At 51.6% G+C, this 24933-nt stretch carries 21 protein-coding genes; 13 read left to right on the plus strand and 8 right to left on the minus strand.

Annotated elements, in window-relative coordinates:
* Positions 1 to 67: IS1 family transposase (locus Q3A88_RS21895; RefSeq protein ID WP_410522757.1), on the minus strand; the 67-nt coding region annotated here is incomplete at its 3' end.
* 487 nt (positions 68 to 554) lie between these two features.
* Here Q3A88_RS21895 and Q3A88_RS09335 point away from each other — a divergent pair.
* The 5 genes from Q3A88_RS09335 (at position 555) to Q3A88_RS09355 (ending at position 6185) form a co-directional block, all read left to right on the plus strand.
* On the plus strand, positions 555 to 1103 hold the full coding sequence (locus Q3A88_RS09335) for a fimbrial protein (protein WP_317177784.1): 549 nt from the start codon (positions 555 to 557) through the stop codon (positions 1101 to 1103).
* 148 nt (positions 1104 to 1251) lie between these two features.
* Positions 1252 to 3750 carry a fimbria/pilus outer membrane usher protein gene (locus tag Q3A88_RS09340; protein WP_317177785.1) on the plus strand — a complete coding sequence of 833 codons (2499 nt, stop codon included), beginning with the start codon at positions 1252 to 1254 and terminating at the stop codon, positions 3748 to 3750.
* Positions 3751 to 3787: 37 nt separating this feature from the next.
* On the plus strand, positions 3788 to 4537 hold the full coding sequence (locus tag Q3A88_RS09345) for a molecular chaperone (RefSeq protein WP_014914337.1): 750 nt from the start codon (positions 3788 to 3790) through the stop codon (positions 4535 to 4537).
* Between the two features lie 16 nt (positions 4538 to 4553).
* The gene (locus Q3A88_RS09350; protein ID WP_233991316.1) at positions 4554 to 5588 is read left to right on the plus strand and encodes a hypothetical protein; all 1035 of its coding nucleotides are present in this window, start codon (positions 4554 to 4556) and stop codon (positions 5586 to 5588) included.
* A gap of 27 nt (positions 5589 to 5615) precedes the next feature.
* Complete coding sequence (locus tag Q3A88_RS09355) at positions 5616 to 6185, plus strand: fimbrial protein (protein WP_110163689.1); 570 nt, start codon at positions 5616 to 5618, stop codon at positions 6183 to 6185.
* Between the two features lie 101 nt (positions 6186 to 6286).
* On the opposite strand, the gene yjjJ is transcribed toward Q3A88_RS09355, so the two are convergent.
* Positions 6287 to 7591 carry a type II toxin-antitoxin system HipA family toxin YjjJ gene (gene yjjJ, locus Q3A88_RS09360; RefSeq protein ID WP_110163763.1) on the minus strand — a complete coding sequence of 435 codons (1305 nt, stop codon included), beginning with the start codon at positions 7589 to 7591 and terminating at the stop codon, positions 6287 to 6289.
* A gap of 415 nt (positions 7592 to 8006) precedes the next feature.
* Between yjjJ and Q3A88_RS09365 the strand changes: the two genes are divergently transcribed.
* Positions 8007 to 9353 (plus strand): MFS transporter, encoded by a 1347-nt coding sequence (locus tag Q3A88_RS09365; RefSeq protein WP_110163690.1) that lies wholly within the window; start codon positions 8007 to 8009, stop codon positions 9351 to 9353.
* Positions 9346 to 10695 carry an enolase C-terminal domain-like protein gene (locus Q3A88_RS09370; protein WP_039283813.1) on the plus strand — a complete coding sequence of 450 codons (1350 nt, stop codon included), beginning with the start codon at positions 9346 to 9348 and terminating at the stop codon, positions 10693 to 10695. The genes Q3A88_RS09365 and Q3A88_RS09370 overlap by 8 nt, the downstream gene beginning before the upstream one ends.
* 87 nt (positions 10696 to 10782) lie before the next feature.
* Here the strand turns inward: Q3A88_RS09370 and fhuE are convergent, their stop codons facing one another.
* From fhuE to yafN, 3 genes are all read right to left on the minus strand, one after another.
* On the minus strand, positions 10783 to 12996 hold the full coding sequence (gene fhuE, locus Q3A88_RS09375; RefSeq protein WP_317177786.1) for a ferric-rhodotorulic acid/ferric-coprogen receptor FhuE: 2214 nt from the start codon (positions 12994 to 12996) through the stop codon (positions 10783 to 10785).
* Positions 12997 to 13325: 329 nt separating this feature from the next.
* Complete coding sequence (locus Q3A88_RS09380; protein WP_317177787.1) at positions 13326 to 13730, minus strand: type II toxin-antitoxin system YafO family toxin; 405 nt, start codon at positions 13728 to 13730, stop codon at positions 13326 to 13328.
* A complete protein-coding gene (gene yafN / locus Q3A88_RS09385) occupies positions 13727 to 14020 on the minus strand; it encodes a type I toxin-antitoxin system antitoxin YafN (RefSeq protein WP_040033545.1) in 294 nt (97 codons plus the stop codon). The genes Q3A88_RS09380 and yafN overlap by 4 nt, the downstream gene beginning before the upstream one ends.
* 548 nt (positions 14021 to 14568) lie before the next feature.
* Here yafN and Q3A88_RS09390 point away from each other — a divergent pair.
* The 4 genes from Q3A88_RS09390 (at position 14569) to Q3A88_RS09405 (ending at position 19205) form a co-directional block, all read left to right on the plus strand.
* A complete protein-coding gene (locus Q3A88_RS09390; protein ID WP_039272788.1) occupies positions 14569 to 14982 on the plus strand; it encodes a GNAT family N-acetyltransferase in 414 nt (137 codons plus the stop codon).
* 29 nt (positions 14983 to 15011) lie between these two features.
* The gene (locus tag Q3A88_RS09395) at positions 15012 to 15701 is read left to right on the plus strand and encodes a helix-turn-helix transcriptional regulator (RefSeq protein ID WP_317177788.1); all 690 of its coding nucleotides are present in this window, start codon (positions 15012 to 15014) and stop codon (positions 15699 to 15701) included.
* A 14-nt stretch (positions 15702 to 15715) separates the two neighbouring features.
* The gene (locus Q3A88_RS09400; protein WP_317177789.1) at positions 15716 to 17032 is read left to right on the plus strand and encodes a cytosine permease; all 1317 of its coding nucleotides are present in this window, start codon (positions 15716 to 15718) and stop codon (positions 17030 to 17032) included.
* Between the two features lie 307 nt (positions 17033 to 17339).
* The gene (locus Q3A88_RS09405) at positions 17340 to 19205 is read left to right on the plus strand and encodes an Svx/AvrXca family virulence/avirulence protein (RefSeq protein ID WP_317177790.1); all 1866 of its coding nucleotides are present in this window, start codon (positions 17340 to 17342) and stop codon (positions 19203 to 19205) included.
* Positions 19206 to 19309: 104 nt separating this feature from the next.
* On the opposite strand, the gene azuC is transcribed toward Q3A88_RS09405, so the two are convergent.
* On the minus strand, positions 19310 to 19396 hold the full coding sequence (azuC, locus tag Q3A88_RS21900) for a stress response protein AzuC (RefSeq protein WP_085996941.1): 87 nt from the start codon (positions 19394 to 19396) through the stop codon (positions 19310 to 19312).
* 392 nt (positions 19397 to 19788) lie between these two features.
* Between azuC and Q3A88_RS09410 the strand changes: the two genes are divergently transcribed.
* Positions 19789 to 20982: a multidrug efflux MFS transporter gene (locus Q3A88_RS09410; protein ID WP_039312555.1), complete on the plus strand. Its 1194-nt coding sequence runs from the start codon at positions 19789 to 19791 to the stop codon at positions 20980 to 20982.
* Between the two features lie 141 nt (positions 20983 to 21123).
* A complete protein-coding gene (locus Q3A88_RS09415; RefSeq protein WP_317177791.1) occupies positions 21124 to 22485 on the plus strand; it encodes an esterase-like activity of phytase family protein in 1362 nt (453 codons plus the stop codon).
* Positions 22486 to 22551: 66 nt separating this feature from the next.
* Here Q3A88_RS09415 and Q3A88_RS09420 read toward each other — a convergent pair whose 3' ends face one another.
* Together Q3A88_RS09420 and Q3A88_RS09425 are read right to left on the minus strand one after the other, a co-directional pair.
* Positions 22552 to 23238, minus strand: a complete 687-nt coding sequence (locus Q3A88_RS09420) for a GntR family transcriptional regulator (RefSeq protein WP_014914316.1) — start codon at positions 23236 to 23238, stop codon at positions 22552 to 22554.
* Between the two features lie 197 nt (positions 23239 to 23435).
* The gene (locus Q3A88_RS09425) at positions 23436 to 24902 is read right to left on the minus strand and encodes a mannitol dehydrogenase family protein (protein ID WP_317177792.1); all 1467 of its coding nucleotides are present in this window, start codon (positions 24900 to 24902) and stop codon (positions 23436 to 23438) included.
* Between the last annotated feature and the right edge of the window lie 31 nt (positions 24903 to 24933).

Here is a 24933-nt window from a genome sequence, read left to right on the forward strand (position 1 = left end):
GGTTCTGCCCATGTCGGTAAACCAGAGCAGACTGACAACGGGGACAATGAACAGTAACGCTGGCCATAAGAAAACCTCAAAAGCGAGCAATATAAGTCAATTCAACCAATTAGAGTCATTACCCATTATTTTTACCAACCAATAGATATTCTGCACTAACACATTACAAAGACGCTGAATAACAAGTAACATATTGAATTAAATAAATTATCTTGATAATTATATTTATAGCTTATAATTTCACTCTGGAACATGAAAACAACAAAACAGAATAAAAAACTAAATAAATGTAAATTTAAAACATTTAATCTAAATAAATATAATTAATTCAATATATTTGACCACAAAATCATTCAACACTACGATACCCCCAGTTTCAGCGTCGTTGGTTAGGCAAGCGGAAATATATTCACCGCATGAAACACGACGAACCACCAATCCGTCAGAAAAGACATTACAAAAGAGAAGGCATTACTCGTTATGCATGAATGCGTGAACATTCATGCGAGTCGTGCCCATTTTTTAAATAAAGTAACCAACCGAGAGAGCATAATATGAAATTATCAAAGATCACCCTGGCATCCCTCATCTCCGTGATATTTTCTGTCGGCGCACATGCCGCAGATTCACATAATGGATCGGTGACGTTTAAAGGAAAAATTATTGATACGCCCTGCTCAGTATCTCAGGAAGATTTGCACCAAACGATCGAGTTTGGCGAAATCAGCAAAACGGTGTTGGAAAACGGCGGCACGTCAGAAATCAAACCGTTTGATATCACATTAAAAGATTGCAGCCTGGATACCGCAACCAGTGCCAAAATTGTTTTCTCCGGCGGCGTAGCATCTGGCACCAATAATGAACTGCTGGCATTAAACGGCAGTGCAACCGGTGCAGGTATTGCCGTAGAACGCATCGGCGAAAAAATTAAATTCGACGGAACCACACCAGCCGTTCCTGCTACGCCGCTGGCAAATGGAGATAATATTTTCTCCTTCACGTCTTATGTTGCCAAACTGCCAACGCCACAGGAAGGGGAATCGCCAGTCATCACGACAGGTTCCTTCGCCAGCACGGCTAATTTTGTTGTGTCCTATCAATAAAATTCTATTGCGCTAACAATCTATTGCGCTAACAACAGGGTATCCGTAAAAACGGGGAGGCTTCCTCCCCTATTATCCTATTCATTCCACATGTCGAAATACATGAATGGATAACCACAACGCGACATCTTTTCAAGCACCTATTCCTATGGCAATGAAAAATATTACGTTCAAAGAAAAAATAAAACCCGCGCTATTTCGTTACGGTTTTTTTATTTTTTCTTTGAATACAGCATCGCTCAGTGCAACGGAATTTAACGTTAACGTACTGGATGTCGACGATCGTAATGACATTGATCTTAGCCATTTTTCCGATCCCGAATATGTCACGCCCGGCACCTATCTTTTATCAATAAAAGTCAACGCGCGTGAAATACAGCAGCAGATGATTAACTACCTGCCGGAAGGCAATCATCGCGCTCGGCCAACAGCCTGTCTCTCACCCGAACTCGTCGATAAACTGGCGCTGAAAAAAGAGGCGCGTGACAAAGCCGAATTATGGAATAACGGCGCATGTGTCGATCTGACGCCTATTGCTGGCGTCACCGTCTCTAACCAGATAGGCATGGGAACGCTAAATATTACGATCCCGCAGGCCTGGCTAGCGTACAGCGATCGCAACTGGATTCCACCCGAACAGTGGGACCACGGCATCGGCGGTGCGTTGCTGGACTATAACCTCGTTGGGAACGTACGCCGTGAGACCAATGGCAGAGGCACATCACACTACCTCAGCAGCTACGGCACCACCGGATTTAATCAGGGAGCCTGGCGCTATCGTGCCGATTACCGCTATTTTCTGCAAAAATCGCGCAACGCGAATCGCGATAGTTTCTCGTGGGATCAGTTTTACGCCTATCGTCCGCTGCCAACGCTTTCAGCCGATCTCAAGCTGGGGGAAATGTATTTCAGCAGCAACCTGTTCGATAGCTATCGCTTTACCGGCGTGTCATTAGCCAATAACGAGAACATGCTTCCCCCTTCGCTGCGCGGCTACGCGCCCGAAATTCGCGGCGTCGCCAAGTCCAACGCGACGGTAACCGTGACGCAAAATGGCAGGCTGATCTATGAAACCACCGTGCCTGCCGGCCCCTTTGCCATTCAGGATATGAAGAACGGCGTCAGCGGTACGCTGGATGTGCGCGTGACGGAAGAAGACGGCACGGTGACAACGTTCCAGACCGAATCAGCCAACCTGCCTTACCTGACGCGGCCGGGACACGTGCAGTATAAACTCGCCGCGGGTAAACCCTCGAATACCAACCATCGTCTGCAAGGCCCGGCCTTTTCTGCTGCTGAAGCCTCATGGGGATTATCTAACGCGTGGTCGGTGTACGGCGGCAGCATATTATCCGATGGCTACCAGTCCTGGTCGGCAGGCATCGGGAAAAACCTTTACCTGCTGGGTGCGCTGTCGGCGGATATCACACAGTCACGCGCGACGCTGCCAGCAACGTCCTCGTCACAAATGGGGCATGCTTTCTCACTTAACTGGTCTAAATACTTCAACTCGATCGATAGCCAGATCAGTTTTGCGGGCTACCGCTTTTCAGAAAAGACCTACATGAGCATGGCGCAGTATCTCTATGCGCTGAATCTCGATAGCCGCTATCGCAATGAAAAAGAGCGCTACACCATTACGCTCTCCAAAAACTTCGCGACGCGGGAATCATCTCCCCTGCTGAGCGGGCTGTCGACCTACGTGACCTATACGCGCCAAACCTATTGGAATGAAGCCGAGCAGGATCGCTATGGGGTTTCGCTGAACAAATATTTCGATATCGGCGCAGTTAAAGGCATTGCCGCAAATATCTCGGTCTATCGCACCGAATTCAACCGCCGTACCGATGACAGCCTGTATCTGAGCTTTTCTATCCCGCTCGGCGAGAAGGATCGTCTGAGCTACAGCATGGGGCGCTATAACGACGGCAGCAATCAGGCGCTGACCTATTCCAATAACGCCGATCCGCGCCGCACCTGGAATCTGAGCACCCGACATGACAGTAAAGAGAATACTTATCTGAGCGGCAACTATACCCATCTGGCACCGATGACGGATGCCACCGTGGGCGTCGCCTGGCAGCAGGATCGCTACACCTACCTGAATGGTTCACTGCGCGGCGGGATTACCGCTACCCGCCACGGCGTCGCAGCACACCCGAAAGGCAATCAGGGCGGCACCCGCATCATGGTCGATACCGAACAGGCGGGCGTACCGTTCACCGGTAGTCAGGTCGAGACCAACCGCTATGGGCTGGCCGTGATTGCTGGCACCAGCAGCTACTACGACGTCTCGACCCGCATTGATCTTCAAAAATTACCGCAACACATTGAAGCGGTGACGACGGTCGTTCAGGGCACGCTGACCGAAGGTGCCATTGGCTACCGTAAATTCGACGTGGTGAGCGGGGCAAAAATCATGGCGCACGTGGCGCTGCCCGATGGCAAAAATCCCCCGTTCGCCGCCCAGATCAAAAACAAGAAAGGCCGCGATATCGCCATGATCGCCAACGGCGGGCAGGCCTATATCACGGGCGTATCGCCTGACGAAACGCTGTCCGTCATCTGGGAGGGCAGAACACAGTGCGCCATCACCCTGCCCGCCACCTTAAATCACCTTGATGCCCTGCTGCTTCCCTGTAAATAAGCGGCGCGAAGAAAGAGAAAAATCTGGAGAGTACGTTATGAAACACACATTTTATCAGCGAGCAGCAGGATTCCTCATCGGCTGCCTGTTTTTGATGCCCACAGCCTATAGCGCCCTGAGCCTCGATCGCACCCGCGTTATTTTTAACGATGAGGAGCAATCGGCGACGGTCATGTTGATGAACCAAAACGTGGAGAACCCGTTTCTGGCGCAGTCCTGGCTGACGGACGATCGGCACAATAAAGTGACAACGCCGCTGATGGTATTGCCGCCGCTACAGCGCATAGAAGCGAAAGGATATAGCCTGATCCGTCTGGTCAAAACAGAACAAATCAGCCAATTGCCAACCGACCGCGAATCGCTGTTTTACCTTAACGTCCGGGAAATTCCGCCCAAGACGGACAAGCCCAACGTATTACAGATAGCCATTCAGTCTGAAATTAAGGTGTTCTTCCGCCCCCGTGGCGTAAAGCCAGCCAAAGACGAAATATGGCAGGAAAAACTGATCGTCCGCAAAACGGGAAACACCTTTCAGGTAGAAAACCCCACGCCGTACTACATCACGGTCAGCGGCATCCTGAAACAGCCTAAAGCGACGCGCGCCAACCCCACCAGCCTACTGAAGGGAAACGCCTTTATGGTCGCGCCACGCTCAACGTTGTCGGTTGAGGTGAATGACGGCGCGGTCGATCGCTTCTATCTGTACTACGTCAATGACTACGGCGGCCATCTGGAGTTGCCTTTTACCTGCGCACAAAACCAGTGCCAGCCCGCCATCCGTAAATAAGCCACGGGGAACCGCTATGTCTTGGTTAGCTGCTCGTCAACATCGCCATGTCGCCCTCTGCGCGTCGCTCTTTTTCGGCTTAACGGCGTTTAACGCCAGCGCGCTGGAATGCCGGCTGGGCACCGTGACCGGCCCGGTAAACGATTATGAGGATATTGGTACGCTAAAGATCCCTGCGACCTTGCCGATTGGCAGCCGTCTGTGGACATCAAAACCCTATACCCGCAGCCTGGCCTGCTGGGCGTATAAATCCGTGCGCCCGCAGGGCGAAATGTCCTACTTCTATCCCAACCCTGAAGGCAAAGTCATCAGCCAAGGGGTCGGGATTGGCATCATCTATAACGGACAAGATCTCGGGGTGATTACCAACGGCGGCACCACCGCATCCCGCGTATCCACGGGGCAATGGATCTTACCCGGTCCAAGCGGCTCGTCACCGCCGTCCAACCCGACCATGCTGAATGTCACGGTGCAGCTCTACCTCGAAAAAACGGGAAATATTACCGATACCACGGCGGGCGTCGATTCGCTACGCGTCTTCCAGATCGACGGTGAAGGAGGCATCAACAACAAACCCAACAGCAACTATGGTCTCAGCCTGTCAGGGCTACACGGCATCGACATTATGCAGTGCGCCGCGAAAATCAACGTCTCGCCCGACAGCTATGTCGATTTTGATACGGTCCGAGCGTGGTCAGGTACGGAGGCTAACGAACTGGCACAAAAGGAATTCTACATCAACGTATCGACCGACGGCGGAGAAGACTGCGGCAAGGGTTTCGATCTGGACATCAACTTTGATGCCTCGTCGCGGGGAAATTCACTCGTCGGGATAGACGGTATAAACATGGGAAATGGCGCTACGCTGAAGATCGAAGATACACGCAGCGGCAATAACGTGGTGTTTAACCAGTTCATCGGTCTGGTTGACGGCTTGACGGCATCGAGCGGCCAGGTTGAACGGCGTTATACGGCTCGGCTCTATGCGGCTGGCCCCGCCGTAATAGGCGATGCCGAGAAAAATATTATCCTACGGTTTAATTATCATTAATCCGTCTTCCTACGCGAGATCGTAACGATGATAAAGAACAACAATACGGTAGCGAAAGCCACGTCGCGCGGCCCTCTACTCGCCTTTACACTTGGCATCATCGCGCTGTCTTCAGGTACATCCTTCGCGCAGCAGAGGACCATGCTGGACGATCACGAAGTGACCTTCCACGTTTTAGTCGTCAACGCCGCCTGTAATGTGAGTACGGAGAGCAAGGCGATTGTGGTGGACATGAGTGAAGTCTCTGAGCGCACGTTAAAAGCCAATCGCTACGGCGACTGGCATGACTTCACGATCAACCTCACGGACTGTAATCTGGATACCTACCAAAACGTCACTATCCGTTTTTCAGGCACAGAAGAACCGCTCTTGCCCAAGCGGCTGGCGCTGGATACGCCTTCCGGTGCCAAAGGCATCGCGGTTGGCATTTATCATGCGAACAAACTGGTCGGCATCAATAACAGCACGGACAGTATTGTGCTGCGAAGCGGGGACAACGCCATTCCCTTTTCCGCTCGCATCGAAAAGATACGCGACGATCTGATTCAGTCCGGCGATTTCATGGCAACGGCGAATTTTACCTTGAGCTATTTATAGCGGGTTGAGGGAAAAGTCGAGGCCGCCCCTGTTTTTTACCAAACACTGGCGGTTCAGCCATTCATTCGCAGTGGTCTAGAATCAGTAGCGATTCAGGGTCATTATCCCAAGCGCGATATACGCGCACTCGCCTCATCAAGGTGGCTACGCAACGCTGCAAGACATGGATCAAAATTGACGGAGAAGCGGCTGCAATCACGGGCTAACGCTAAGAAGTTCTCTGCCAACTCCAATGCTTCCTGCCAGATTTCCCCGCTGATCACGTCAAGTAGTGTCGCCGATCTAAGTGTATCCACTATATCACCACCGGATCGAGGGGCAAAACCCATTGGCAGCATGTCGTAGGCTGGCGCAAGGTGATATGGGCGGCCATGGCTACTAATGAAAGACAGGTTACCGTGGTGCATGTCGGTATTGCCGATCAGCGTCCCAAACGCCCAAAGCCGTGCCGTGCCAATGGCAGCATCAGGATGAACATGCTTCAGCTTAACCAGCTCATTAATCAGAACGGGCCAAGATTCCCTCGCTCGGCCGACAAACTCCGCCTCCAGCGCTCGTAAAGAAAAGAGACCAATACGTCCTAGCAGGCCTGCACGGTCGAACCGCGGGATCTCAAGGAAGCGTCGCCCTCCAAAATCAAACACCTCTGTGTCTACTCCCAGCACTTTCAACGCAAGATGTTCGGCCTGTAACAGGTCGCGCCAGCGTTCGCTTATAGGGTTATTGTCCAGAGCCGTGAATTTCACTAGAACATGGCCGCGTTCTGTATAGGTACAAAATTTTGGTTGCTCACCTCCAGCAGATGAACCCGGTACCTCGCCGGAGCTAACAGCCAATGCCAGCGTGGGATAGGCTGTGGCTCGATCAACGGGAGTAGGTAACGGCATCTCCACAAATTGGTTTCTTGCCTGCTCCCCTATCAATAGATTCCCTACAGCATCGTGCCCATGCGCTAGCAAGGCTCTAATAACATCAGAGTCTGTCCAGTCTTCAGGGTTAGGAGGTAAACCAAGCTCGGCTGAATATGTTAATGCATACGCTCGTCCAAGATAGCCCTGCGGTCGCATGTCAAATAACCACCACGGCAGCCCGTCACTGTGGAGACTCACTTTGTCAGTCTGTTCCATGACAAATCCGTCTGGATGAACCGGAATGAGTTTGCCAAGTGATGTTACTTGCCCCATCTCGGTTATACGGTAAATAGGGGCAGAACTAAACCCACGAAAAGCGTCACGCAAAGCATATTGAATAGATGAACCCGCTCCAATTCGAACAACATCATCACCAAGTAAATTTAAATCCCGGGAAATAGTTGGCTGACTAACACCAAAAATATCAGTTAGTTGCCTTACAGTCATTGGCCCTGAACGTAGCATTTGGCGTATCATGTCAGATCGATTTGTCATAATGAAAAACCACTCAATGAATAGATAAATGAATAAGCAAATGAATAAGAAAATGAATAGGTAATTTATCAATTATTTTGTCGCGTGTCATCTTCGTAGGATGCCTTTCTATACGAACTGAAAGATAGTGGCATCGGGATACGCCATCAGGATCGGAGAGTGCATCACGATAACAAACTGCGATCCTTCACGAATGAGGTCATGCATGCGAGTGACGCAGTTAATTGCCTCCCCCGTCAGGCTGTGACCGCCGTCGCAGACGTGATATTTCCTCACTTTTTCCTAATCGCGCTGGCCGCCTTCATTTTCGCCGCCACTGTGGAGTAGCCCAACGCATGCTGGGCATCTGCACATGGTTATTCCTTTCACTCATTTTCTATAACACTTTCGTAACCTACTTACGCGAGGTGTAAAAATGACAACGACAATAACCGAATCATCTAACCGCACCAGAGAGGCGTATCTCGCCTCAGCCATTGCCAAATTCTTCAAGCGCATTATCCCGATGCTGGCCATTATGTTGATTATTAATCAGATAGATAGGTCAAATATCGGATTTATAAAAGCAGAACTCCAGACCGATGCCGGTATCAGCGCGGCGGCATTTGGCCTTGGCGCAGGGCTTTTCTTTATCGGCTATGCGCTGTTTGAAGTCCCCAGTAACCTGATGATGAAGAAATTCGGGGCGCGGGTGTGGCTGACACGCATCATGATTACCTGGGGAGCCGTCGTGGTCGCGACAGGCTTTGTCACCAGCCCGATGCAGTTTTATGTCCTGCGCTTTTTGCTCGGCGTAGCCGAAGCGGGTTTCTTCCCTGGCGTGCTGTATTACTTCCGGCTCTGGGTGCCTAACGCCTGGCGTGGCCGGGCAACGGCGCTGATCCTCAGTGCCAGCGCGGGGGCGTTTCTCTTCTCCGGCCCGATTACGGGAGCCATCCTGATGATGCATGATTTCCTCGGCATCGCAGGCTGGAAATGGGTGATGTTTTTAGAAGGCGCGGGATCGATTCTGGTCGGGATTCTGGCAGCCTTTGTGCTGGTATCCAGCCCTGATAAAGCCCGCTGGCTCAGCGCAGAAGAGAAGCAGGCGCTCGGGCAACAGCTACAGCAGGAAGAAATAGAGCGCGATGCACAGCAGGAAAACACCGGAAAACTGCGCTTACTGACGGACCGCAGAACGCTGTTCTACTGTGCCATCTTCTTTACCATGACCATGACGGGTTACACATTGGTGTTCTGGCTCCCGCAGATTATCCAACGCATTCAGGGATTCAGCAGTTTCGGTATAGGGCTGCTTACCGCCATCCCCTGGCTGTGCGCCATCATCGCCATCAACCTGGTTGGTAAATTCAGCGACAAACATCGCCAGCACTTACCTAAAGCACTAGGCGTCGCCATGCTGATTGCCGCCTGCGGTACTTTCATGGCGACGATCGGATCGCCGTGGTTCGGCTTCTTCGCCATGATCGTTGCCTGCATTGGATCAAAGGTCAGCGCCACCTTCTTCTGGCCGATGCCGCAGGGCAACCTGCCTGCCTCCATCGTCGCACCGGGGATCGCCCTGATCAACTCCATCGGCAACCTCGGGGGCTTCGTCGCGCCTACCGTCTTTGGCTATCTGGAATTAAAAACCGGCAGCACAACGGGCGGGCTCTATTCCCTGACTGCGGTTTCCGTCGTGACCGGTCTGTTCTTATTGCTGCGTAATACACATACCACGCCGCCCAGTTCATTCAAACCTATGGAGCATCGAAATGTCTGACAGCCCTATCATTAAAAAAATGGAGGTCATTCCGGTCGCCGGATATGACAGCATGCTTTTGAATATTGGCGGTGCGCACAACTGCTACTTCACCCGCATTCTGGTGACGCTGACAGACAGCGCGGGCCATACCGGCGTAGGAGAATGCCCCTGCCATTCCAGTACACTCGCGGTGCTCAACGATTTTATTCCGCAGGTGGAGGGAACCTCATTACTCAAGTTGAACACGACGTTGAGCACGCTGTTTAAAAGCGATAAGCGCAACCTGAGTAGCGGGCAGAGCGATAACACCGCCATTCACATTCCACAGATGAACCCGGAGAAATTTTATAACGCGGTAGCCGCGACGGAAGCCGCCCTACTGGATCTGACCGGGCAGTTCTTAAACCTTCAGGTCGCAGAATTGTTGGCCAGCGGTAAGCAGCGCGAGTCGATTCCGATTCTCGGATACCTTTTTTACATCGCCGACCGCACGAAAACCGACATGAATTACCTGCCCGGCGAAACCGGAAAACATGACTGGTTTTATCTGCGCCATCAGGCAGCCATGGACAGCGACGGCGTGATCCGTCTGGCGGAAGCCGCCAGCGATCTCTACGGCTTTAACGATTTCAAACTCAAGGGCGGCGTGCATCACGGCGAAAAAGAGGTTGAGACGGTAAAAGCGCTGCTGCGTCACTTCCCCGGCTCGCGGGTTACCGTGGATCCCAACGCCAGTTGGTCTCTGGATGAATCGATACGTTTGGGGCGGGAGCTACAGGGGCAAATACCGTATCTGGAAGACCCGTGCGGCGCAGAGAACGGCTATTCCGGCCGGGAAACCCTCGCCGAATTCCGGCGCGCCACTAACATTCCCGTGGCAACCAATATGATTGCTAACGACTGGCGTCAGCTTAACCACGCGCTCCAACTAAACGCTATCGATATTCCACTGGCCGACCCGCATTTCTGGACCATGCGCCATGCCAACACCGTGGCGCAGCTGTGCCAGGAATGGGGATTGATTACAGGCTGCCATTCCAACAACCATTTCGATATCTCGCTCGCCATGGTCGCGCATCTGGGGGCAGCCGCGCCGGGCGAACGCATCACGCCGTTTGATACCCACTGGATATGGCAGGATGGACAGCAGCTCACGCATGAAGCCCCGCGAATTGAAAAAGGCCATTTGCACTTGCCGGAAGGGCCGGGATTAGGGATTACGCTGAACAGGAAACGGGTAGAGGAGGCGCATCGGCTTTATCAGTCACTACCGGATAAAAACCGTAACGACGCGCTCGGTATGCAGTTTTTAATCCCCAACTGGTCGTTTAACGCCAAACGGCCATCGCTGGTTCGTTGATAACATCCCCCGCCGATGTTGTCGGCGGGGGATGATCATTTACTTAAGATTTAGACAGCATTATCGATCATCAGAAAGCGTTGATCGTCAAAATGCATAGTTGACGGTCATCGAGACGCTACGCGGCGTGCCATACACGGCATAAGGTGCAAGGTAGTCGCTATACTCTTTATCAAACAGGTTGTTAACATTCGCCTGTACCGCCAACTGCTTGGTCACCTGATAGCGGCCAAACAGATTAACCAGCGCGTAGCTGCCCTGCTCGGCGCGCAGCGTGGTGTTTTGCGGGTCAGAGCCTTCCTGCCAGATACCATTTTGCCAGTTCACGCCGCCGCCAACGGTCAAATCCGGCAGCGTTGGCAACTGGTAGCGGGTAAACAACTTGAACGACGTGCGCGGCTGCTCTGGGTTAACCGACTGACCGTCCCGATCGTCAACAACATAGCGCGAACCGCCAAACGTCATTTGCAGGTTATCCGTCACCGCGCCGTTCACTTCAAATTCGATCCCTTTGCTAACGACACCATCAACTGAACGATAGGCAAATTCTCCGCCACCGCCAGGAATCGCGATTCCCGTTGATTGCCCCACGTTGTCCTGTTCAATGCGGAAAACGGATACCGATGCCGTCAGGCGGCTGTTATACCAGTCCCCTTTAACGCCCGTTTCGTAGTTTTTACCCGTCGTCGGAGACAGATATTTTTTATTAATATCTTTCTGCGTTTGCGGCTGGAAGATATCGGTATAGCTGGCATACGCCGACCAGGTATCGTCGATGTCATACACCAAGCCAACATAAGGCGTGACGCGATTATTGCTGGTATCCCCCGTCGAACCAATGATGCTCCAGTCGGTATACCGCGCGCCCGCGATCAGGTGTAGCGGATCGGCCAGAGAGAAACGCGCCGAGGCATAGAGCGATTTTTGACGCGTAGTTGAGTGCTCATAGTCCGCCCAAGGGCCCCAGGCTGGATCGGCAATATTGCCATTCCAGTTATAGTAATTACCCATGTCTGCCGAGCTGATCGTGGATTGCGTGTTATAGAACTGACTGCGTTGTCGATTGTAGCTGCCGCCTAACACCAGCTCATGCTGGCGTCCCAGTAGCTCGAACGGACCAGAGGCGTAAGTGTCAATCGCATCAACCTTACGGGTTCCTTTATTCCAGCCACCGTAAGCACCGACATTATTACCATACGGATCAACAAGCAGCCCGGTATCTTTATCCGGGAAACCATTGGCATACATCAGCTTGGAATCGAAGTTGGTTTCGCCATGCGTTCCGTTCATCCGCACCTGCCAGCCGTTATCAAAACGTTGGGTCAGATCGGCAAAGACTTTTCGCGATGTTTTATCGGAGTAGCTCCAGTTCGGTGCGGAGTTAAAACTACGACTGAAATGTGTACGGCTACCGTCAGTGAACCACGTCGGCAATCCGCCCCACGTTGGGCTATCGGTATTGGCTTCCTGATAATCATAACCAAGCGACAACGTGGTGGAATCTGTGACATCAGCATCAATCACGCCGTAGAGGAATTTTTTGCGGTTGTGGTAACGATCGAGCCAGGTGTCGTTATCCTGATAGCCCGCAATGACGCGTCCACGCACATTACCGGACTCCGTCAGCGGCGCAGACAGATCGGCCACCATCCGTTGTTTATCCCACGAGCCGTAGCTGCCGGATACCGAGCCTTTGAACTCGCGGCTGTCCGCATGTTTGCGCACCATGTTTACGGCGGCAGAAGGGTTGCCCGTTCCGGTCATTAGCCCCGTCGCCCCGCGCACTACTTCGATACGATCGTAGATCGCCGTGTCTGAACCTGAATCACCAAAATCCCAGATTTCGTTAACGACCGTCGGAATACCGTCGAACAGGTAGTTAGTGATACGGAAACCACGAGCGAAATACGTCACACGTTCGGAATCGATAATTTTGGAGGACACACCGGTCGTGTTCGCCATGACCTCGCCAATCGTTTGCAGGCCCTGATCTTCGATACGCTGCTGGCTGATGACGCTCACCGACTGCGGGATATCACGCGGCGTCAGCGTCATCTTCGTTCCGGCGTTAGTGACTTTCACACTGTAATCCTGCGGGTCGCTAGCCTCGGCGTTAGCATTGGCGTTCGCGCTGACAACGAGCGTATCGCCTGAAGCAGGGTTTTCTTCGGCAACAGCCTGAGCAGGCAGGAAAGAGGCTGAAATCAACAGGGCAAGAAGAGAGACTCCGAATGGTTTTACTCCGGCCAGCGAAGAATCACAAACGCGCGTTTTTCCGGCGCGAGTAACTCTAAAAGACATGGTATATCCTCGGTTAACTGATGGTGATTTTGGCGAGATGCTGAGGCGTTTCTTGTCAACATTTGCACAGAAAAGCAAATGATAACTATACGCATTATTATTGTCATTTCAACGCAAGGATTAATTTAATTAAAATACAAATAGATAGAAAAGAACAAATCACCATACCGTTAACAAAGCATTGTTACAAAAAGAACATACGAGGAATTTATAACAGTCCGCTCAGCCCAAGGACGGCCAGCGGCAGCGCGACTATTTGTGGAAAGTGATAAAGGAAGACTTATGGAACAATCGACATATTGAAGCACCTACGTATTTTGGGATGCCATTCAATATTTCATTCTGAACGCTTCTGCCATCATCCCAACCTTGTGCATATTGTTATTGTCTCGTGCCATCTTGTGCGCTTCAGGCTTTAAAATGATTATCAGCAGATAGATATCAGGATCCATCGCACTTTGGCAGTAAACCAAATGGGCTTTATCGCTGGTTCTTTTGAACTGGCGTAAGAACTTGGGGAAAGGAGCATTCGCATCAGCAAGATGGATGTGGGCTACTTGTTCTTCTCTTACCAATGGGTAGGTGCGATCATCATCATAGAGCGCATCACAGCCAAAAGTATCTGGTAACACGCCATCCTGTTTATAAGACAGGAAGTCCGCAACTAAATCGTCCAGCTCTTGCTGGCTCAATTGTTGACAAAGCAACGTGGACTTGAAAATCCTGATGCTCATTCCGTGAACTCGTTCAGATCCTTATCAGAAGCATTTTTCAGCAGCGTCACCCCATTATCCGCAATATTACTTAAACGTTCAGCGGTTGGCCTGAAACGCGCTGCGGTATGAACGCTACCCTGCTTATCTTCCAATAGGTCAATCAGAGCTTCAAAGACCTTGGCACTGACCATGTAACCGGCAGGCCGATTGTTAGAAAGCACGGCAACGGGTTCATCAATAAAATACTTGGCTGGGTTTTTTCTTAACTCAGTGATGTTAATAGATTTCTCAGCAAGAATGCGCTCCATAAGCCACCTTTCACATGTTCTAACCACCATGATTATATACACCAAAATATACATCATTTAATGTATTCAGGAAACAAACAGTGTTGACTCCATGCTATGAAGAGTAAATATCAGGCGAGTGATCCATTCTGCATGACGACAGGCCAGCAAGAGGGACTTTTGCAACAGACAGTAGGTAGAGGAGGTCGGCAGGAGAGGAATGCCAGCGAAACCGTGGCGCATTTCGCTGGTGTTAGCCGGGCTGGGTGATAAATTAGTCAAAGAGAAAAACAGAGGAGTAACCTCCTCATAAAAAACACATTTTCCGACAAAACATACTTTTTTATTATAAAAAATCTGGTATTTTCCCTGGTGAGGCAAATACGTGCTTATTTTCTGATTTTCATCAAAATACAATCAATGTCTATCAGATTATGTTTCTTATCATAGAACACTATAGCAACCTAAGAACGAGTGAAATACACTCTTGCCTAAATATGTTTGATATGATAAAGAAAGATTCATATTGGAAGTATAATTTAGCGTGCTAATAATGAGGTTTTATTGTAATGAATCTAAATATTACTAACACACCAGATTCAGATGAAGAAGAATTTGTAATAGCAAGCCTTTGGAAACACAATGAACAGTACGACACGGTTGATATCTCCCCTCTATTCTTAAACTTCAAAGACGATGAAAATAATATTATCGCAGGGTTAATCTCCAGAACTTGGTGGGGTGCATTAGAAGTTCAATATCTTTGGGTTAGTGAGAAACATCGTAAAAGTGGGCTTGGCCGTCAACTCATGCAAGCTGCTGAAAAAGAAGCATTAAAGCGTGGTTGTCATCTAGCTTACGTAGATACGTTCGAATTCCAGGCCAAGGGGTTCTACGAAAAATTGGGATACAAAGAATATGGAAACCTACCGGGATATGCACACAAGCATACTCGACATTATTTAGCTAAATTGATCCGCTGAATTAATCCCGACCTATTAAGGAGGGCAGGATGCCATCATCACAAGCAAACATGACTGATTATATTCGCAATCTGATTATTATGATGGAATGTTTAAATGAGCCATGGGGTATTAAAGATTTATCATCGCGCCATATTTACATGAATAAGGCGGCTTACCTTTATACCAATACGCCAATGCGTTTTGATATTGAAGGACGACTAGATGATGAATTTCCTGCCAGTTGGACGGAACTTTCTGACGATTTAAAAGAACACGACAGGCTGACTGAAAATAGTGAAAAAAGAGTCACTGTTATCGAAACACACTATTGGTATGGAAAGAAAACGCTGACCCCCTTCGTCAGCGAAAAGATCCCCATCTTTGATGAAAATAAGCTTTGCATCGGTACAATGTGGAACGCCAGGCCTCTGGATACAAGGTCTCCGCTCATATATATAGATCAAAAAAAACCGACCACGTTACAAACTGAATTAACGACAAATATTTTTACCAAGTCAGAACTGGATATTATTTTTCTGATATTGCAACGCTTATCAAATAAAGAAATAGCAAGGAAAATGAATATATCACCAAAAACAATAGAAAACAGAATATATAATATGTATCAAAAGGCAGAGGCGCATTCATTACCTCAGTTTGAGGAATTTTGTCGCCATCTTGGGATCGATGGTTATATTCCTAACTCTCTCATCGAGAAAGGCATTCAATTTATATAAGAGAACCTATCTACATGGAAAAAATAGATGACTACCCAGTCAGTCGCGTTCCGCTTAGTGTCCGGCTGCCTTTTTTCAATGTGGCATTAGTGCACATCGGCATGTTAACCGCGCTAGACCAGTTTATGTTAGGCGCGGTACTCGGCCATTCCATGACGTTAGGCCAGGCATTTCTCGCCATCTTTATTGGCAGCGCCATTTTTGGCGTAGTGACCGTAGGGCTGGGTTACGCAGGGATGAAAGAAGGGATGTCGGGCAGCCTGCTCGCACGCTGGTGCGGCTTTGGTCGTATTGGCTCCGTCCTGATTGGGTTAGTGATCGCCATTAGCCTCATCGGCTGGTTCGGCGTCCAGAATGCCGTATTCGCCAAAGCGCTTAACTTTGCGATGGCGGATAAGCTCGGCTTTGGCTGGTCTGCTGCGTTGTCCGGCATGGCGCTGACGCTGCTGGTTGCCTTTGGTTTCAGGGCGTTACGCTTCACGGCCAAAATTGCTGTGCCGATGTTTGTTATCGTCGTCGGTTATATTTCGATCATGACGCTCTCCGGCCACAATATTGCTGAACTGATCGCTTCTGCACCTAATGGTGAAGCCATTTCTATTAGCGCTGGCGCAACAATGGTTGTGGGCGGCTGTATCGTCGCGAGTTTGATTACTCCCGATATGACGCGCTATTCCCAAAAAGGGAAACACGTTTTCTGGATGACGATGCTGTCGATTATCGTCGGGGAATTTATCGTGAATGGCCTCGCCATCATTATTGCTCGCGCGCTCAATACCGCAGACGTTGTGACGATTATGTCTCAGGCCGCTGGCGGCATCGGGCTGATTGCCGTGATATTTTCGACACTGCGTGTGAATGATATCAACCTTTATTCCTCCTCTTTGGGAATCGCCAATGCGATAGAGGGCGTCACGGGGAAGAAACTACGCTATGTCTCGATCACGCTGGTAATTGGACTCATCGGCACACTGCTTTCCGTTGCCGGTATTCTTGACCGCTTTATCGATTTCCTGACGCTATTAGGCGTACTGTTCCCACCGATTATCGGGGTGATGCTGGTTGATTATTATATTTTGCGCACCCACAAAGTATTGCTCGAAACCAGTCGTGCCGAAGGCCAATTACCCGACAGTGCGCAAACGCCGCTGATTGGCTTGCCCGCTATTATTGCCAGCATTGCCGGTGCTATCGTCGGATTAGCCTTTGAGTGGGGCGTACCGGCATTTAATTCACTACTGGCCGCCAGCCTGCTTTATTGGTTAATAAAGTATTACACCAACAACCATGTTTATTTTAGGAAACTCGGACATAACCAAAATTTAAAATGAAATAGGTAACAAGATAAAATTAATCTATAATCCAGTCGGCCTCTTCTTACAGAGGCCGATATGTTTTTTACTTAAGCAAAATAGATCCTAAATAATTCGAGTTACATGCAGGCGGCGACGCAGTAAATCCCCAGGAGCTTACCTCAGTAAGTGACTGGGGTGAACGAGGAGCCAACGTACAGGTAACTTGAAGTATAACGGATATAGGCCATGATGGCCTTGGGATGGGGTCTTATATATCACCGAGGAATTCTCTCTCGTGAAATAATAAGGCTGATTAGCAATAGTCATGCTAGGAAAAGGATTTATGCCAAAAATAAAAACACTTCTCACGCCGCTAAACTGTCTACTCGTTTTAAGTGGCGCATTGATGGTCAATACGGCAAACGCCGCTGAGGCTTGTGTCGCGGGCAACTGGCAGGTGGATAATTCCATCACCGATATGCCTTCCGTGAAATACCAGACTGAGCACTTTGCCTTCCGCTGGAATAATAACGACGTTAACCGCAACGATGCGGTTGCCGCAGGGCAGAAGCTGGAACAAATTTGGGATAAGTTTATTAAACAAATTGAGTTCCCCGAACCTTATTGCAAACAGACCGTGAAATATAAAGCCAATATTCACATCGACCCGACCTTTGGGCTCAGCGGAGGTATTGCGGGCGGTGGCAGCATGGGGATGTGGATCGGCCCAGCGTCACTCAAGGATAACTGGGGGCTGGCGCACGAATTTACCCATGCGCTGCAAGGGCAAACCGGCGGCTTCCAGAGTTCAGGCGATAACTACGTTGGCTGGATTTGGGAATCCCACGCAAACTGGATGACGCACCAGATGGATGAATTCCGCGGTACGTCGGCACACTGTTCGGAAATGCAGGTCAACTACTCGCATATTTATCTGGGTTCAACGCGTAACCGTTACTGCAACTGGCAGTTTATGGAATACCTGAAGAATCGCTTTGGCTATGGCGCCATCAACGATATGTGGGCAAAAGCGCCGAAATGGGGCGAAAGCGGTCAGTCTACCGCCGATCCGCTGTCCGTTTTGCGTACCAACATGGGCTGGAGCCAGTCTGAATTCAACGATGTCTTCGGCGACTGGGCGATGCACAACGTCAACTGGGATTACGTCGATCCAGACGGTTTCGATCGTGGCCGTTTCTATCGTTCAACCTACGGCGGCTATGGTGCGGTACAGCCCAACCAGAATAACGCCGACCGTTTGCTGAGAACCACGACACTTGAGCCAGTTGTTGGTGCCAGCGCCAGCCTCCGTCGCTTCTCCGTACCATTCGATCAGGCTCCGCAGCAGTTGGGCTACAACATCGTCCGGCTGATCCCGGAAAGTGGCGCGACAAAAATCACCGTCAAATTCCGTGGCATGGTGCAGAGTAAATCGGCCATTACCCGCTTCCCTGGGCTGAAAAACGATCCGGCAACCATGCCGCAGCCTAATTCCGACTGGCGTTGGGGGATTGTCGCTGTCGGTTCGGATGGCATTTCTCGCTACAGTGAATTGCAGCGCGGCGCGTCTGCCACGGTGAAAAACTTCACGATTCGTCAGGACGATCGCGGCATTTACATGGTAGTCATGGGCACGCCGTCGCAAATGCAGAAGATCAAGTGGGATCAGGCTTATTATTCCCTGTACCGCTATCCGTGGATGGCTGATTTCACCGGCGTCTGGCCGGAAGGCAGCCAGCCTGGCGCACCGAACCCAACCGCTAACGGTTCTCGTCACGCCAACGGCGGCGGCTGGGTATCCAACGCAGCCAATGTTGCCCCTACTGCGTACGTCGGGCCTTATGCTCGCGTCATCGGCGGGACGGTGAGGGATAACGCCAGAATTGAAGATCGTGCGACGATTCTGAGCGGAACGGTAGAAGGACGTGCCGTTGTCGGCGGCCTGACGGTGCTACAGGGCAATACCGTGGTACGCGATAACGCGCGGCTGCATACGGTCTTCATGGGGCCAGGTGCGTTCGAGCGCGGCATTGTGCTGTCAGGCAATGCGCAGATGCGTGGAGATGCGGAAATTCGCGGCACTTCCGCGTCGCAGGGCGTGTTCTATGGCTTTATTGATGAAAATGAAGCCAGAAGCAGCGCAGCGGGTGCTTACCTGACCGAAGCCGTGCCAGAAGTAACGGCCGTTCCGGTCTACAGCACGAAGTAATATCACCACAAAAAAGGGATCCGAGAACCACGTTACGTTGATTCTCGGATCCCCATAAATACACAGGCCGCCATGATGGCGGCCTGTTTGCATAGCACAGACTCTTAGAACAGTGCGCCGGGCGGCACATCTTTATAAGTATTCAGGTAAGCCGCCAGCATTTTTTTAAAGAAGTTACGCACTTTTTTCACCTTGGTTTGACTTAATTCGTTATTTTAATGACGCGATGGAATGACTTTTTAGCGATGACTTGTCTTAATGGCAGTGCCCCGCTTTATGGTGATGAATTGTACACCCTTGTTGAGCAAAAGCACATTTTTTGTGACGTAAGTCACACAATAAAATTCACCTGCCCTCTCCCCCAATCCACCCTATACCCACGCTGATTTTCTTTTGTTGCGAATCATTACCATCAGTGACCAATACGCCGCTGGCTATGCTATGCTCATGATGAAAGACGAAATTTTAGTCACTGTCCGTTATCAATTGAGCGCCATTCACTGTCGGTTAGCACACTTTTTCGCGCACAGTCACCACGGTTTCGCCATTGGTTATTCCCTGATGAAGGCCCGTTCCGACCCCCATGGAAACCTGGAAACTTAACCTCTTCTCTGCCTGGCTGGGATGTTTTTTCACCGGGCTGGCCATGAGCCAGATATTACCCTTCTTGCCGCTGTACATTGAGCAGCTTGGCGTTCACTCGCACGAGTCGCTAAGCCTGTGGTCCGGTTTGATCTTCAGTTCGTCTTTCCTCGTCTCAGCCGCCGTTGCGCCACTGTGGGGAAGCCTCGCCGACCGTAAAGGGCGAAAGCTCATGCTGCTGCGCGCCGCGCTCGGCATGGCGATCGTGATGTCGTTACAAGGGTTGGCAACCAACGTATGGCACCTGTTCATCCTGCGCACGCTCATGGGGCTGACCTCTGGGTACATTCCCAACGCGATGGCGCTGATCGCCTCACAGGTTCCACGTGAAAAAAGCGGTTGGGCGCTGGGCATGTTATCGACCGGACAGATCGCTGGCGTCATTCTCGGCCCCCTATTCGGCGGCTTTATGGCCGACTACATCGGGCTGCGCATCGTCTTTTTCATCACTGGTGGCATGCTGTTTACCAGCTTCCTGATCACGCTTTTCGCGATTAAAGAGAGCGTGGTTAAGGTCACCAAAGAGAATCGGCTCAGCGGAAAAGCCGTCTTCGCGTCGCTGCCGTATCCGGCGCTCATCATCTGCCTGTTCATTACGACAATGATGATCCAGATGGCGAACGGTTCCATCAGCCCCATCCTGACTCTGTTCATCCGCGATCTGGCCCCCGGCACCGACAATATTGCCTTTATCAGCGGCGTGATTGCCGCGATTCCCGGCGTGTCCGCCCTGCTATCCGCCCCGCGACTTGGCCGTTTAGGCGACCGGATCGGCGCACATCGTGTCCTGATAGCCGCACTGGCGATCAGCGTACTGCTGTTCCTGGTCATGGCGATGGTACAAAGCCCTACACAGCTCGGCATCCTGCGCTTTCTACTGGGCTTTGCCGACGGCGCACTGATGCCAACCGTGCAGGCGCTGTTGGTCAAATACAGCAGCCAGCAGGTGACAGGGCGCATCTTCGGCTATAACCAGTCATTCATGTATCTGGGCAACGTACTGGGGCCGCTGGTAGGTTCCGGCGTGTCCGCCCTGATGGGCTTCCGCTGGGTTTTCGTCATCACCGCCGTTCTGGTGCTGTGCAATACGCTACAACTCTTTTTCGCTTTCAGGAAACCGCGCGGAAAGGGATAACGAACCGGCCAGCGACGGATATTCCGTGAAAACTGCATGCTTCATTGCAAAATGAAGCATGCGGTCACAAAACTGACATGACGATTCCCTATGCTCCGACAATACTTCTGTCAAATCGCCCCATATCAAAGAGCTAATCCCATGAAACACACGTTGTTAGCACTGCTGGTTGCCGGATTTTTGCCATTCAGCGTTCAGGCCGAAGGTGAGAAAGTGACGCGCTATGTCGTCACCTTCCCAGCCAGCGAACGCGTTGCCTATCAGGGCAAATTCGCCCATAACTTCCCCAACGGTCTGCCTGTCGGTATTGGCTCCGGCCTCTATTTCACCGGCAAACAGGGCGACGATCTGATGTTCACCACCGTCACCGATCGCGGCCCGAATGCCGATGCACCGCTGGTCTGTGAGAAAGAAGCCAAGATCTTCGCCAGCCCTGACTACGCACCGCTGATGATGGATATTCGGGTCAGCGCGAAAGCCGCCGAGGCAATAAATCCGCGCCCGCTGCACGATGCCGAGGGCAATATCACCGGCCTGCCGCTGCCCGCGGACGTTATCGGCACCACCAACGAAGTGGCGCTGAACGATGCACTGCAACCGCTCAGCACCAGCCAGCGCGGTCTGGACACCGAAGGGATTACGCCGGACGGCAAAGGCGGCTTCTGGCTGTGTGACGAATACGGTCCGTTCCTGATTCACGTTGATGCCAGCGGGAAGATCCTGCAAAAATTCGGGCCGACGCCTGCGGGCAGCGAGCATTCAGTCGCCAGCGGTTTACCGAATATCATCAAGTGGCGTCAGCCGAATCGGGGTTTTGAAGGGCTGACCCGCCTGCCGGACGGCACGATCGTCATGGCCGTGCAAAGCACGCTGGATATCGACGGCAAAAGCAAAAACAAAGCGCAGTTTACGCGTCTGGTGATGTTTAACCCGGAAACCAAAACCAGCCGCATGGTGGGTTACCCCATCAACATCGATAGCTATAAGAAAGCGAAGGATGCCAAGATCGGCGATATCGTCGCGCTGGATAATCAGCGTATTCTGCTGGTCGAGCAAGGTGCGGATAAAGACAAGCAAATGCAGAACCGCATCTATCTGGTCGATCTCAGCAAGGCGAGCGACCTGACACCGTTCGATGCTGACGGTAAATCGCCGGAGTTTGACGATCTCGCCCAGTTGGAAAAACGTGACATTACGCTGGCGAGCAAGCAGGAGCTGGTGGATCTGCGTAAGCTTGGCTGGCAGCAGGAGAAAGTGGAAGGTCTGGCGCTGGTCGATAAGCAAACGCTGACCGTCATTAACGACAACGATTTTGGCCTGCAATCCGTGCTGCAATCCCCGGTGAAAGCGAAAGATAAGGCGGACGACTATCAGGTTATTGCCGATGGAAAACTGACGCGAGATGGCAAGGCGGTCGAGACGACGTTAGCCATCAAACCGTTGGAGAAGCCAGAAGCCGATAACGAACTGTGGGTGATCACCCTGCCACAGCCGATCAGGTAGTCTTCTGTGAAATGGCTTCCACCGGAGACGGGGAAGCCACTATTCAACACACTCAGGTCAACGCGTTCAGGCGTGCTCGAACCAGTCGCTATTCTGTTGCGCAATCGGCGTGATCGAATAGATCATTTCCTGCAAATGTTCACGAATCGCTTTTTCGGCAGCATCAGGATCGCGCGCTTTCAGGGCGCTAAAAATCAGGTAGTGCTGTTGGATCAGGCTGGGCGGTGGTGAAACCTGGCTCAGGCTGAGAAAACGTACGCGGTCCATCGTCGCTTTAATCGATTCGATGGTTTCCCACGCCAGCGGACAGTTGGCAATTTGCGTCAGAAGCTGATGGAAGCTGTCGTCAAGGCTGAGAAACTCGCGCACCTGATCATTCTGCGCGGCCAGTTCCTGACGGCGTAAGTTGTGCTCCAGCGTCAGCAGCTGTTCTTCCGTCACCATTTCTGCCGCCCGACGCGCAATCGCACACTCCAGAGCCTGACGGATAAAGCGGGCATCCGCCACGCGCTGTTCGGAGATCTTCATCACAAACGTGCCGCGCTGCGGCATGATCTGCACCAGCCCGGCCTCTGCCAGCTTGATAAAAGCCTCTCTGACCGGCTGGCGGGAAACGTCAAAACGAACAGAAATTTCTTTTTCAGACAGCAGTTTACCCGGCGGAATATTGCATTCCACAATGTCTTTGCGCAGTACGCGATAAATTTGCTGGTTGACTGGTTCGTTGTTGTTGATCTGAAAAGAGGTGTCCATGCCGCTGTGCTTGCCCGAGAAATTTACCGCTTATGATACACGCTTAGCGCGGTGAGTGTCAGTGTTACAACGCCTGTCGTGGTGAGATCGGGGACACAGGGCAAGGCATCGTCGGCACTCGCCTCATCCTGTGTTGTTTTATGATTCACAGCTATCTTATGCAGTTACGCGACGGCTACCGCCGTCGCGCTTTCATATTACCAGTTGGTATCCTGCAATGTTTCCTTCACGCCCTTCGCTAATAGCGACAGGTAATGCTGCGTCACCGCATCGACAAAGACAGGGTTCTTCGGTAAGTCTTCACCAAAAATCGCCGTCAGCGTCAGCAGTGCCGCAACTCGGCTTTCGCCTTCCGGGCTGCGTTGCACCGTTTCAGCGATCAAATCTTTCAGTGGATCGCTAATTTCAATCGGTTTTCCTTGCTCATCCACGCCGCCCACATAGCGCATCCATCCCGCCACACCGAGCGCCAGCGCATCAAAACGACTGCCGCGTGCCAGATGCCAGCGGATCGAATCCAGCATCCGCTGCGGCAGTTTTTGCGAGCCGTCCATCGCAATTTGCCAGGTGCGGTGTTTTAACGCACGGTTACGATAGCGATCCAGCAGCGCATCCGCATAGGCGGCGAGATCGACACCCTGTGTACGCAGCGTCGGCGCCTGTTCACGCAGCATCAGATGATGCGCCGCCGCGACCAGGTCGCTGTCCTGCATGCACTCGCTGATATGCTGATAGCCAGCAAGGTAGCCCAGATACGCCAGAAACGAGTGGCTGCCGTTCAGCATACGCAGCTTCATTTCCTCAAACGGCAGCACATCCTGTACTAGCTCCGCACCGGCTTTTTCCCATGCGGGACGGCCATTGACGAAGTTATCTTCAACCACCCACTGGAAGAACGGTTCACAGGCAATGCCCGCGGGATCGACTACGCCCAGCTGTCCCTGAATTGTCTCCAGCGTTTCCTCGGTGATAGCCGGAACAATTCTGTCCACCATCGTGGACGGAAAGGTGACGTGCTGTTCAATCCAACGCGCCAGTTCGATATCCTGCAACTCAGCCAGTTGCACGATCACGTTGCGCGTGACGTGCCCGTTTTCCGGCATATTGTCGCAGGACATCACGCTGAATGCCGGTAGCTGGCGTTCCCGTCTGCGTTTGATCGCAGCCAGAATCACACCGGGCAGGGAGCGCGGTTCTGCGGGTAACCCCAGATCGTGGCAAATCAGCGGATGTTCACTATTTAACTGCCCCGTCGCCGGATGGTGGCAATAGCCTTTCTCCGTGACGGTAATCGACACAATGGCGATATCCGGCGCGCTCAGCGCTTCCAGCACCGCCTCGATGCCTTCGACTTCCGCGTGCAGCGCGCGGGTTGCCACGCCGATGACCCAGCTATTCCAGCCGCTGTCCGCCATTTCGGAAACCGACCACAGCAAATCCTGCTGGCGAATGGCTTCAATCTGCTGCTCGCCGCCAATCAGGTTAATTTCGCAATAGCCCCAGTCGCTACCGTGCTCCGCCGCCAGCTTATCGGCACAGACCGCCTGATGCGCCCGGTGGAATGCGCCAAAGCCAATATGCGCAATACGTGTTTTTAGCTGGCTACGGTTGTAACGCGGCACCACAACCTGCGGTTTAAGCGTAGAAAATTCACTGATACTCATCGTTATCCCTGATAGGTGATTCAAAAAATAC

Origin of the sequence: Pectobacterium sp. HCp5_1 (genome assembly GCF_032905925.1) — a bacterium.
In the GTDB taxonomy this organism is placed as follows: domain Bacteria; phylum Pseudomonadota; class Gammaproteobacteria; order Enterobacterales; family Enterobacteriaceae; genus Pectobacterium; species Pectobacterium brasiliense_A.